This is a genomic window from Pseudomonas entomophila (assembly GCF_029478665.1).
Lineage (GTDB): Bacteria > Pseudomonadota > Gammaproteobacteria > Pseudomonadales > Pseudomonadaceae > Aquipseudomonas > Aquipseudomonas entomophila_F.
Genome location: NZ_JARPQB010000065.1, coordinates 19,392 through 30,879, shown reverse-complemented (window position 1 = coordinate 30,879; position 11,488 = coordinate 19,392). Strand labels below are relative to the sequence as shown.

The window sequence follows — 11,488 nt, the reverse complement described above, 5'->3', positions numbered from 1 at the left end:
GCCAACGCTTCGCCGAAGATGGCTTCGACCGTACCAACGGCCAGCGCTTCGCCGAAGATGGCTTCGACCGTACCAACGGCCACCGCATCAGCTGACCGCTGATGCGTGCAACCAGCCCGGCTTCGGCCGGGCTTGATCATTTTCAGCCAGGCAAACCCTTGGCACACTAGGCGCCTCGTCCCCACACAGGAAGGGCCTCGCGGCCTTGCGCAGATGTACTATTACGAACCCGCCAAAGGCCACGGCCTGCCCCACGATCCGTTCAATGCCATCGTCGGCCCCCGGCCCATCGGCTGGATCTCCAGCCACGACCGCGAAGGCCGCCTGAACCTGGCGCCCTACAGCTTCTTCAATGCCTTCAACTACATCCCGCCGATCATCGGTTTCTGCAGCGTCGGGCGCAAAGACAGCCTGAACAACATCGAGCAGACCGGCGAATTCGTCTGGAACCTGGCCACCCGCCCGCTGGCCGAGCGGATGAACCAGAGCTGCGCCGCAGTGGCGGCGGATGTCGATGAGTTCGTGCTGAGCGGCCTGACGCCAACGGCGTCGAACGTGGTCAAGGTGCCGCGCGTGGGCGAAAGCCCGGTGAGCTTCGAGTGCAAGGTGAGCCAGATCGTGCAACTCAAACGTGCCGATCAGGAAGTGGTGCCAAGCTGGTTGATCCTGGGCGAAGTGGTGGCCGTGCACATTGCCGAGCACCTGCTCAAGGATGGCATCTACGATACCGCCGCCGCCGAACCGATCCTGCGTGGCGGCGGCCCGGCGGACTACTTCGCCCTGGGCGAGCTGTTCAGGATGCCCCGCCCACAGGCCTGATCAGAAGATCAGTTCGCCTTCCTCTGCGATGCCCTGCAGGCGTTCGAGTTCGGCGCAGGCGGCCTCGTCGGCCGCCATCGCCGACTTGAACACCTGCCCTTCGAGCACCTTGTGGAAACGCGGTGCGCCGCCCATGTTCAGGGCCTTCACGGCAATCGCCGCGTGATAGCCACCGCCTTCCACCGGAACCATCGCCGAAACCGCTTCGAAGTGGGGGAATTCTCTACGTGCCATGCTGCACTCCGCCTGATTGTTCAAGGGACGGCATTCTACACGCCCAGCCACCACCGTTCCTCCTGTGGAGGCCCAACCCTGAACGCTGTAGGAGCGGCTTCAGCCGCGATCACCCGCGAAGCGGGTGCCAGGCCACGTGTTGCCTGCATCGCGGCTAAAGCCGCTCCTACAAAGATCGAATCAGGTCAATGGGTTGAGTTTTGCTCCATTAAGATCCAGCTTGCCGGCGAACCCGCCACTACTCAGGCAAACGTGTGCAAGTCCAGGCTGCTGACCACCCGCTCCTGCACCAGCTCGCCGAATACATCCAGCGTGGGCGATGCGAAATATCCGCTCATCGCCCGCTCGTCACTCCAGCTGCCACTGAGCAGCCACAGGTCGGCATCGACCTGCGAGCGTTGCACACTGAAACTCAGGCAGCCCGGCGCCCGCAACGAAGGCTCCAGCAGATCCCGCAGGCGCACGCCGAGCTCCGCCGAACGACCGTTGCTGGCGCGGATGAAAGCCAGGTGTGTAACCGGTTGTTGTTGGGTCATGAACGATCTCCTTGAGGCAATGCGGGCGGGACGAACCAGGCTGCCAAGCGTAGGGGCTGGCCCGCGCGCGTCGTTAGGCCGATACTGCCGAGCGCTTGCCTGATCCTGCAGCGCGGCAGGATCAGGCAAGCGACGTGCAGCTTTCGTCTAGCGTCCGCCCTTGCCCAAACCTATGCTGCCACGGTCAGCAGAGGAAACCCGTCATGACCACCTCCCCGCCCCTGGACCCCATCCTGGAACAACAACGCCAGGAGCTGGCCGGGCTGATCCAACGCCACGCCCAAGGCCCGCACGGGCCGGTATCGGCGATCGAAGACCTGTACCTGACCCGCTACGAAGAAGACGTGCGCGGCATGCCAGCCTTGGCGCAACCGGCCCTGTGCATCCTGGCCCAGGGCAGCAAGACCTTGTTCCTCGGCGATGAGCGCTACACCTACGATCCGCTGCACTACATGGTGGTCTCGGTAACCCTGCCCATCACCGGCGCGATCCTGCAAGCCAGCCCGCAAACCCCCTGCCTTGGCCTGAGGCTGGATATCGACCCCGCCCAGATCAGCCAGCTGATCGCCGAGAGCGGCCCGATGCTGGTGCCCAACCAGTCGGCGGCCCGTGGCCTGTTCGTGGAGAAAAGCGACCCGCAATTGCTCGATACTTTGTTGCGGTTGTTGCGCCTGCTCGATTCACCCAGGGACATCGCAATCCTTGCGCCATTGGTACGCCGCGAACTGATGTACCGGGTGCTGCGCGGCCCGCAAGGCTGGCGCCTTTATGAAATTGCCCTGTCCAACAGCCAGACCCACCGGGTTTGCCAGGCCATCGCCTGGCTCAACCGGCATTACCAGGAGCCGCTGCGTATCGAAGACCTGGCGCGCGAGGTGAATCTCAGCACCTCGACCCTGCATCACCGTTTCAAGGCAGTGACGTCGATGAGCCCGTTGCAGTACCAGAAGCAGTTGCGCCTGCAGGAGGCGCGAAGGCTGATGCTCAATGACGGGTTGGAGGCTGCTGTGGCGGGCTATCGAGTGGGCTATGAAAGCCCTTCGCAGTTCAGCCGGGAGTACAGCCGCCTGTACGGCGCGCCCCCCATTCGCGATGTCGCGCGCTTGCGCGCCAGCACCAGTTGAATCCATCGGCAAGCCGGTTCTTTGTAGGAGCCGGCTTGCCGGCGAACCGAAGGCGCAGCCTTCGCCGCCATCGTCAGCCCAGCACCGCCCGCTGCCACTCCCCCTGGTCCACCTGGATCAACGTCGGCCCCTTGCGCTCCACCGCGCGGCCCAGCGCAGCCTGCAACTGTGCCATATCGGCGACGTGCTCCGCCTCTGCCCCCAACGCCCGTGCCACCCCGATGAAGTCCGGCGTGTGAATATCGACGCCGACCGGCTCGATGGCCCGGTTGACCATGTATTTCTTGATTTCCTCGTACCCCTGGTTGTTCCACAGCAGCACGATCAGCGGCACCTGCGCCTCCACCGCGCTGGCCAGTTCCGGCAAGGTGAACTGCAAGCCACCATCGCCGATCAGGCAAACCGACGGTGCGCGCTTGGCAGGCACCTCGCTGCTGCCCAGCCACGCCCCCATGGCTGCCGGCAAGGCATAGCCGAGCGTGCCATAGCCGGTGGAGGCGTTGAACCAACGGCGCGGTCGAGCCATGTCCAGGGTCAGGTTGCCGGTATACACCGGTTGAGTCGAGTCCCCCACCAGGATGGCGTCGGGCAATGCCTCCAGGAGGCCGGTCAGCAGGCGCGTCTGGCTCAGGGTCGGTTGGTCCCATGTAGCGGCATTGTCCTGGCGCAGACGGGCGGCGCGAGCAGCCCCCCAACTGGAGTCACGCGGGGGTTGCGCCTGCAATTGCAGCGCAACCAGCAGAGCTTCGGTCGCTTGCTCGGCATCGGCGACCAGCGCCAGCTCCGGCAGGTAGTTGCGTACCGTCTGGTCAGGGTCGATATCGATGCGTAGCAGGTCGCCGGGGATCTCGAAGCCGCCCTTGAACGTCACGTCGTAATCGGTCTCGGCCAGCTCGGTGCCGATGGCCAGCACCACGTCGGCCTCGGCGACCAGCGCGCGGGTCGCCGGCAGCGTCTGGGTCGAGCCGATCTGCAACGGATGCCGGGCCGGCAGCAGCCCCTTGGCATTGATGGTCAATGCCACCGGCGCCTGAAGATGCTCTGCCAGCAGCAGGAGCGCGTCGCCCGCACCCAGGGCACCTCCACCCGCGAGGATCAGCGGGCGGCGCGCCTTGGCCAGGCGCGCGGCCATCTGCTGCACCGCCAGCGGCGCCGCGCCGGCTCGGGCGGTGCGCACCGGGCGACCCGGCAGCAGGTGGTCGGCCGGCTCGACCAACACATCCAGCGGGATCTCGATATGCACCGGCCGTGGCCGTGCGCCGTCGAACACGGCGAAGGCGCGCGCCAGCACCTGGGGCAGGTCGTCGGCGCTCATCAGCGTCTGCGAGAAGGCCGCCACGCCAGCCACCAGGCCGGACTGGTTGGGCAGTTCGTGCAGCTTGCCGCGCCCGCCACCGAGCTGGTCACGGGCCTGCACGCTGGAAATGACCAGCATGGGAATCGAATCGGCGTAGGCCTGCCCCATGGCGGTGGTGATATTGGTCATGCCCGGGCCGGTGATGATGAAGCACACCCCCGGCTTGCCGCGGGTACGCGCGTAGCCGTCGGCCATGAACCCGGCGCCCTGCTCGTGGCGTGGGGTGATATGGCGGATCGAGGACGCCGCCAAGCCGCGGTAGAGCTCAACGGTATGCACGCCAGGAATACCGAAGACATGGTCCACGCCATAGCCTTCGAGGAGTTTGACCAGCACTTCGCCACAGGTTGCCATCGTTGAATACCCGATTCTTGTTGAAAACGGTGTTCATGGAACCAAGCGGCGGCTACCGCCACAATGCAAAAAAACACATACTAGCCATGACTCCACATCATGGCTTATCACGATGAAACGCCTGCCGCCCCTCCCCGCCTTGCATACCTTCCTGGTCACCGCGCAGCACTGCAATTTCACCCGCGCCGCGCAGCAGTTGCATATCACCCAGGGGGCGGTCAGCCGGCAGATCGCCGGTTTGGAAGCGCATCTGGGCTACCCCCTGTTTCAGCGCCAGGCCCGTGGCCTGGCGCTGACGCGCGAAGGCCAGGACTGGCTGCCCCGGGTGCAGCAGGTCTTCGCCCTGATCGAGCAAGGGGTGCGCGAGGTGGGTGGGCGCAGCACGACATTGCAACTCAAGGCCCCCACCTGCGTGATGCGCTGGCTGTTGCCGCGGCTGATGGAATGGCAGGCCCTGCGCCCGGACGTACCGGTGGAACTGACCACCACGGTGCAGCATGGCGTGGACTTTCGCCGGGAAGGTTTCGATGCGGCGGTGGTCTATGGCGCCGCGCCCAACCATGGGCTGCTGGTACGCAAGCTGTTCGACGAGCAGCTCACGCCGGTCTGCGCGCCTTCGCTGTCGAACGCCCCCTTGCAATTGCAGGATCTGGCGAGGCACATGCTGTTGCACCCGTCGCGGGACGAGCATGACTGGCGGCTGTGGTTGCAGGCGGCGGGTGCCACGTTCGAGCCTCTGGGGCCAAAGCAGCATTTCGAGACGCTGGACATGGCGATGGCCATGGCTTCGCAAGGGACGGGGATCGCCATCGGCGATTTCTCGCTGATTGGTGACGATCTGCAAGCCGGACGATTGTGCATGCCGTTCAGGCTGAAGGTGACGACCGGGAAGGGGTATTACCTGGTGAGCCCGTCGAAGACCATGCCCACAGGGTTGGTCGAATTGATGGAGTGGCTGCAGACGCGTGCCTCAAGCCTTGCACAACCCCTGTAGGAGCGGCCTTGTGCCGCGAAAGGGCTGCAAGCAGCCCCAGGATTTCAGCGACAGATCCGAAATCGCCGGGGCCGCTATGCGGCCCTTTCGCGGCACAAGGCCGCTCCTACAGGTACCGTGCGACTCAGTAGCCGACGGTGAACCGTGCCCTCGAATGCGCCGGCTTTTCCAGCTCATCAAGCATGGCGATCGCATAGTCGGCAAAGGTGATCCAGCTCTTGCCATCGGCACCGATCAGCAGGTGGTCCTTGCCCAGCTTATAGTGGCCGCTGCGCTCACCCTCGACGAACTCCGCCGACGGCGAGAGGAAGGTCCAGTCCAGCGACGGCTCCTGACGCAACGCATCGAGGAAGCGTACCCCAGCAGTAGCCTCGGCCTTGTAGGCCTCGGGGAAGTCCGGGCTGTCGATCACCCGGTGCCCGGAAGGCAGCAGCAGGCTACCGGCGCCCCCCACCACCAACAGGCGCTTCACCCCGGCACGCTTGACCGGCTCGATGATGGCGTGGGGTTCGATCGTGGCAAAGTGCGCCGCGCTCAGCACCGCGTCACAACCGCTCACCGCAGCCAGCAGGGCAGCGCTGTCCTTGGCATCAAGCGCCTTGGCGGTCACCCCTTCAAGGCCTTGCAGCTTCGACGGATCACGGGCGATGGCCACCACTTCGTGGCCGCGGCGCAGCGCCTCTTCCAGCAATTGGCTGCCCGCGCGCCCAGTGGCGCCGATGATTGCGATCTTGCTCATGGGAAACACTCCAGCAGGTTGATAAGGGGTTACCACTGCATCTCGCCCTTGGCGACCTTGGCACCCAGTTCCAGGGAGCTGTCTTCACCAAGGTTCGGGTAGCGTTGCTTCATTGCCGCGATCAGTGCGTCGGCGTTGGTTGCCTTGGCCGTCTCGGCATCGAAGTCACGAATGTAGCCGGCGGTGAAGCGCACCGCTTCCAGCGAGCGGCTGCTGTCACCCAGGTAGTGCCCCGGGATGACGGTACGCGGCGCCAGCTTCTCGATGTTGGCCAGGGTGTTCAGCCAGTCGGCGTGGGATTGCGCGGTCTGGGTGTCGGCCATCCACACGTGGATGTGCTCCGATACCACCACGCCACCGACCACTGCCTTGATCGAGGGAATCCAGACGAAGCTGCGGTCCGGCTGCGGGCCGTCCAGGCCAACGACTTCCAGTGCCTGGCCTTCCAGTTCCAGGCGATTGCCGTCGAGGACTTGTGGCAATACCAGCTTCGCCGGCTTGTCGGTGCCCATCTGCGGGCCCCAATAGGCCAGCTTGCCCTCCATGGTCTTGCGAATGTGCTCGACGGTGGCGGCCGAGGCGACCACCCGGGCCTTGGGGAAAGCCTGGACGACGGTATCCAGGCCGAAGTAGTAATCCGGGTCGCCATGGCTGATATAGATGGTGGTCAGTTGCTTGCCGCTCTTGCGCAGGCGTTCCACCACCTGTTCGGCCTGGCCCTTGCCGAACTGGGCGTCGACGAGGATGGCGTCATGGGCACCACTGACGATCACCGACGAGACCGGGAACAGGGCATCGTGGCCAGGGTTGTATACGTCGAGCTTGAGCGGTTCGGCGGCGATCGCCTGGCCGGCCAGGGCGGCAAGCCCCAGGAGCAGGCCACGCAGGGGGGTGAACAAAGACATTGGCAATTCCTGTGTGCGAGTTGATGACGGCAAGCTTAGTTGCCCGAACCAATACAAAAAATGCGATGCTTCGACATAGTTTGTTTCTGAAATCGGACAGATCATGGACCGCCTAAACGCCATGCGCGTATTCGTCACCGTCGTCGACCTCGGCAGCCAGTCGGCGGCGGCGGATCATCTGGAGCTTTCACGGCCAGTGGTGTCGCGCTACCTGGCGGAGCTGGAGGACTGGGTCGGCGCGCGGCTGATGCAGCGCACCACCCGCAAGCTCAGCCTGACCGCTGCTGGACTCGAGACGTTGCCGCGTTGTCGCCAGTTGCTGGAGCTGGCCGGCGACCTGCAGAACGCCGTGCGCCAGCCGGACGACGCCCCGCGCGGCGAGTTGCGTATCAGCGTCAGCACTTCGTTCGGCCAGGCCCAACTGGTGGATGCGCTGGCCGCCTACGTCAAGCGCTACCCCGGTGTGAAGGTGGAGCTGCAGATGCTCGACCGTACCGTCAACCTGGTGGATGAACGTATCGACCTGGCGATTCGCACCAGCAACGATGTCGACCCCAATCTGATCGCCCGACGCCTGAGCGTGTGTCGTTCGGTGATATGCGCCTCGCCAGCCTACTTACGCGAACACGGCACGCCACGGCGGGTCGAGGAACTGAGCGGGCATAACTGCCTGACCCATGCCTACTTCGGCCATAGCCTCTGGCATTTCGACGTGAATGGGCAAAGTGTCACGGTACCGGTGCAAGGCAACATCAGCGCCAACGAAGCCATGACCCTGCAGAAGGCCGCCCTGGCCAGTGCTGGCATCGCCATGCTGCCGACCTACCAGGCGGCCCCGGCACTGCGCAGTGGCGAGCTGGTGCGGCTGTTGCCCGAGGCGCGGCCACGGGAACTGACCCTCAATGCGGTGTACACCTCGCGCAAGCACATGCCGGCGACGCTGCGCAGCATGCTGGATTTTCTGGCGCAGCGGTTCGGCGATGAGCCGGAGTGGGATCGGGGGTTGGGTTTGTAGGAGCCAGCCTTGCTGGCGAACCGGACACCGCGATGCATGGCACCGGCTACGCCGGTGTTCGCCGGCAAGCCGGCTCCTACAGGCCGGCGCCTGACGAGCCGGAGAGGGATCAAGGGTTGGGTTTGTAGGAGCCAGCCTTGCTGGCGAACCGGACACCGCGATGCATGGCACCGGCTGCGCCGGTGTTCGCCGGCAAGCCGGTTCCTACAGGCCGGCGCCTGATGAGCCGGAGTGGGATCAAGGGTTGGGTTTGTAGGAGCCAGCCTTGCTGGCGAACCGGACACCGCGACGCAGGGCACCGGCTGCGCCGGTGTTCGCCGGCAAAGCCGGCTCCTACAGTTCCGCGCCGAAGCTATGCTTATCGGTATCACCTGTTGCATCAACAGGAGTCAGCCAGCATGAGCATCAAATCCAGACGCTGTGCCGTGGTCTTCGCCCTGGCCGCCGTGGCAGGCCTTTACGGTTCGGCCTGCTGGCGGGTCGAAATGCTACGCAACCAGCCCACCGCCAGCAGCAGTTGCCCAGAGCAACGCTGCGTACCCCACACCGCCACCCTGAGCGCAGTCAGGGAGTGACCGTCACTCCTCGACGCTCATGTATTCCTTCGCCCAGCGAATGTAGTCCTCGGGCTGGGTGTAGGTGTGCGAGAGTTCGGTGGCGTTCAGGCTATCGGACTTATGCTGCAGGCCACGCTGCAGGCGCAGGCAGTCGTAGGTGGCCTTGATCGCGGCGAAATAGGCGGCATGGCCATCGACCACGACACGCACGCCAAGGCGTGCCAGGCGCGCATCGTCGCGCAGGTTCGGGTTGGCGTAGGTCACCAGCATCAGCGGCACGCTCAGGTGCTCGGCGATCTGCTCCAGTTGTTCGAAATCCTTCACCCCGACCATGCAGATGCCATCGGCACCGGCCTTCTGGTAGCTCTGGGTGCGGACGATGATTTCCTCGGTGGTCAGCACGCCGGCATTGGTCCGGGCGATGATCGCCAGCGCGCTGTCCACCCGCGCCTCCAACGCCGCGCGGATCTTGCCCACCCCTTCCTCCACCGAAATCAGGTCGGTGGACTTGCGCCCGAACTGGGCCGGCAACAGCGTATCCTCGATGGTCAACCCGGCAACGCCAGCGCGCTCCAGCTCAATCACCGTACGCATCACGTTGAGCGCGTTACCGTAGCCATGGTCGGCGTCGGCGAGCACCGGCAACTGGGCGACGCGGCCGATACGGGTGGCCTGCTCGACGAACTCGCTGAGGGTGATCAGGGCAAAGTCGGGCGCGGCCAGCACTTGCAGCGAGGCGACCGATCCGCCGAGGATACCGACTTCGAACCCCAGGTCCGCGGCAATGCGCGCGGACATCGGGTCGAAGACCGATGCGGTGTGATAGCACGAACCTGACGCGAGCAATTCGCGAAAGGCAAAACGCAGATCGTGGTGGGAAGCCTTGGGCATGATCACTCCGCTTGCAATGAGAAATGGTGAACGGCTGACAACCGACCCCTGTATCGGGTCTACCTGACTGTTCCAACCGTCGCCATCAGGGCGGTCATGCTCGACATGCAGGCAGAGGAATAGAAGGTGTGGACATACAGCGACGCGAAACCCTGTGGCAAATTGCTGCACCATGCTGGTGCAAGCCCCGGATTTCAGCCTCTGCGGCCCTGCCACGATATCACGCGCCCATGCAGCTCTGGATGAATGTGCCAATGCCGATCTTGCATAGGGGATGCATGGAGTACATAGGTAGCTATGTAACTCAGGTTACAATTCTTGCGCTGGTGGGAGCGGGCTTGCCCCGCGATGGCCACACCGCAATGCATGGCACCGGCTTGGCCGGTGTTCGCGGGACAAGCCCGCTCCTACACGACAAGGAACCCAACGTGACCGCCGCCCTGCCCCCCACCGTCCTGCGCAGCGTCCTGACCGCCCTGATGCTGGCGATCTTCCTCGGCGCCCTCGACCAGACCATCGTCGCCGTGTCCATGCCGGCAATCTCCGCACAGTTCGACGATGTAGGCCTGCTGGCCTGGGTCATTTCCGGCTACATGGTGGCGATGACCATCGCCGTGCCGATCTACGGCAAGCTCGGCGACCTGTACGGTCGGCGCCGGATGATCCTCACCGGTACCGCGTTGTTCACTCTCGCCTCAGTAGCCTGTGGCCTGGCCCAGGACATGCCGCAGCTGGTAATGGCGCGGGTGCTCCAGGGCATCGGCGCCGGCGGAATGGTGTCGGTGAGCCAGGCGATCATCGGCGACTTCGTGCCACCGCGCGAACGAGGTCGCTACCAGGGCTACTTCAGCAGCATGTACGCGCTGGCCAGCGTCGCCGGGCCGGTACTTGGCGGCTGGTTGACCGAGTACCTGTCGTGGCGCTGGGTGTTCTGGATCAACCTGCCGCTGGGGCTGGTGGCCTTGTGGGTGATCCACCGCGCCCTGGATGGCCTTTCGGTCAAACACCGCGAGGCACAGGTGGATTACCTGGGCGCGGTGCTGATGATCATCGGCCTGGGCAGCCTGTTGCTGGGCATCACCCTGGTCGGCCAGGGGCATGCCTGGTCGTCGACGCAGGTATTGGCGCTGCTGGGCTGTGCGCTGCTCGGGTTGCTGGTGTTCGTGGCCCACGAGCGACGCTGCGCCGAACCGCTGTTGCCAATGGCACTGTTCGGCAACCGGGTCGCGGTGCTGTGCTGGTGGGTGATCTTCTTCGCCAGCTTCCAATCGATTTCGCTGACCATGCTGATGCCGCTGCGCTATCAAAGCATCACCGGCGCCGGTGCCGACATCGCGGCGTTGCACCTGTTACCCCTGGCCATGGGTTTGCCGATTGGCGCCTTCACCGGCGGGCGCATGACCAGCCGTACCGGGCGCTACAAACCGCAGATCCTGACCGGTGCCCTGCTGATGCCAGTGACTATCGCCGCCATGGCCCTGACGCCACCGCAATCCGGCCTGTTGAGCGCGCTGTTCATGTTGCTGACCGGGGTTGCCTGCGGGTTGCAGTTCCCCACTTCGCTGGTGGGCACGCAGAACTCGGTGGACATGAAGGATATCGGCGTGGCCACCAGCACCACCAACCTGTTCCGCTCGCTGGGCGGGGCGATGGGTGTGGCGTGCATGTCCAGCCTGTTGTTGGCGCTGCTTCATCAAGGTGGATTCGAGATGCTGGGCAGCCTCAAGGCTGGTGAGGCGGATCCAGCGACCCAGGCCCGGCTGCTGGAAACGTTCAGGCATCTATTGCTGGCGAGCGCAGGTGCCTCGCTGATTGGCCTGCTCGCGGCCCTGGCATTGCCAGACCGGCAACTGCGTGGCCATTAAGACCACATAAAACCCTGTAGGAGCCAGCCTTGCTGGCGAAGCGCCCTTGAGATCGCTTCGCCAGCAAGGCTGGCTCCTACAGGGTCAGGCGTAATGTT

12 protein-coding genes and 1 pseudogene are annotated in these 11,488 nt (G+C 64.6%); 7 read left to right on the top strand and 6 right to left on the bottom strand.

Annotation, left to right across the window (positions count from 1 at the left end; all coding sequences use genetic code 11):
* Window positions 1-95, top strand: a pseudogene (locus tag P5705_RS24240) (heme utilization protein); the annotation flags it as partial.
* Between the two features lie 118 nt (window positions 96-213).
* Window positions 214-819, top strand: coding sequence for a flavin reductase family protein (locus P5705_RS24235; protein ID WP_277463414.1), 606 nt, complete (start codon window positions 214-216; stop codon window positions 817-819).
* On the opposite strand, the gene P5705_RS24230 is transcribed toward P5705_RS24235, so the two are convergent.
* Both P5705_RS24230 and P5705_RS24225 read right to left on the bottom strand, forming a co-directional pair.
* On the bottom strand, window positions 820-1,053 hold the full coding sequence (locus P5705_RS24230) for a hypothetical protein (RefSeq protein WP_277463413.1): 234 nt from the start codon (window positions 1,051-1,053) through the stop codon (window positions 820-822).
* A gap of 242 nt (window positions 1,054-1,295) precedes the next feature.
* Window positions 1,296-1,589 (bottom strand): putative quinol monooxygenase, encoded by a 294-nt coding sequence (locus P5705_RS24225; RefSeq protein WP_011535405.1) that lies wholly within the window; start codon window positions 1,587-1,589, stop codon window positions 1,296-1,298.
* A gap of 203 nt (window positions 1,590-1,792) precedes the next feature.
* Here P5705_RS24225 and P5705_RS24220 point away from each other — a divergent pair, with 203 nt between their 5' ends.
* Complete coding sequence (locus P5705_RS24220) at window positions 1,793-2,713, top strand: AraC family transcriptional regulator (protein ID WP_277463412.1); 921 nt, start codon at window positions 1,793-1,795, stop codon at window positions 2,711-2,713.
* A 73-nt stretch (window positions 2,714-2,786) separates the two neighbouring features.
* On the opposite strand, the gene P5705_RS24215 is transcribed toward P5705_RS24220, so the two are convergent.
* Window positions 2,787-4,424, bottom strand: coding sequence for a 5-guanidino-2-oxopentanoate decarboxylase (locus tag P5705_RS24215; protein ID WP_277463411.1), 1,638 nt, complete (start codon window positions 4,422-4,424; stop codon window positions 2,787-2,789).
* 112 nt (window positions 4,425-4,536) lie between these two features.
* On the opposite strand from P5705_RS24215, the gene P5705_RS24210 reads away from it, so the two are divergent.
* Window positions 4,537-5,418: a LysR substrate-binding domain-containing protein gene (locus P5705_RS24210; protein WP_277463410.1), complete on the top strand. Its 882-nt coding sequence runs from the start codon at window positions 4,537-4,539 to the stop codon at window positions 5,416-5,418.
* Between the two features lie 124 nt (window positions 5,419-5,542).
* Here P5705_RS24210 and P5705_RS24205 read toward each other — a convergent pair whose 3' ends face one another.
* Window positions 5,543-6,157 (bottom strand): NAD(P)-dependent oxidoreductase, encoded by a 615-nt coding sequence (locus tag P5705_RS24205; RefSeq protein ID WP_277463409.1) that lies wholly within the window; start codon window positions 6,155-6,157, stop codon window positions 5,543-5,545.
* A gap of 29 nt (window positions 6,158-6,186) precedes the next feature.
* Complete coding sequence (locus P5705_RS24200) at window positions 6,187-7,062, bottom strand: MBL fold metallo-hydrolase (protein WP_277463408.1); 876 nt, start codon at window positions 7,060-7,062, stop codon at window positions 6,187-6,189.
* Between the two features lie 103 nt (window positions 7,063-7,165).
* Here P5705_RS24200 and P5705_RS24195 point away from each other — a divergent pair, with 103 nt between their 5' ends.
* Complete coding sequence (locus tag P5705_RS24195; RefSeq protein WP_277463407.1) at window positions 7,166-8,077, top strand: LysR family transcriptional regulator; 912 nt, start codon at window positions 7,166-7,168, stop codon at window positions 8,075-8,077.
* 398 nt (window positions 8,078-8,475) lie between these two features.
* Window positions 8,476-8,652 (top strand): hypothetical protein, encoded by a 177-nt coding sequence (locus tag P5705_RS24190; protein ID WP_011535412.1) that lies wholly within the window; start codon window positions 8,476-8,478, stop codon window positions 8,650-8,652.
* 3 nt (window positions 8,653-8,655) lie between these two features.
* Here P5705_RS24190 and P5705_RS24185 read toward each other — a convergent pair whose 3' ends face one another.
* The gene (locus P5705_RS24185) at window positions 8,656-9,525 is read right to left on the bottom strand and encodes an isocitrate lyase/PEP mutase family protein (protein ID WP_277463406.1); all 870 of its coding nucleotides are present in this window, start codon (window positions 9,523-9,525) and stop codon (window positions 8,656-8,658) included.
* A gap of 428 nt (window positions 9,526-9,953) precedes the next feature.
* Here P5705_RS24185 and P5705_RS24180 point away from each other — a divergent pair, with 428 nt between their 5' ends.
* A complete protein-coding gene (locus P5705_RS24180) occupies window positions 9,954-11,390 on the top strand; it encodes an MDR family MFS transporter (RefSeq protein ID WP_277463405.1) in 1,437 nt (478 codons plus the stop codon).
* Window positions 11,391-11,488: the final 98 nt, after the last annotated feature.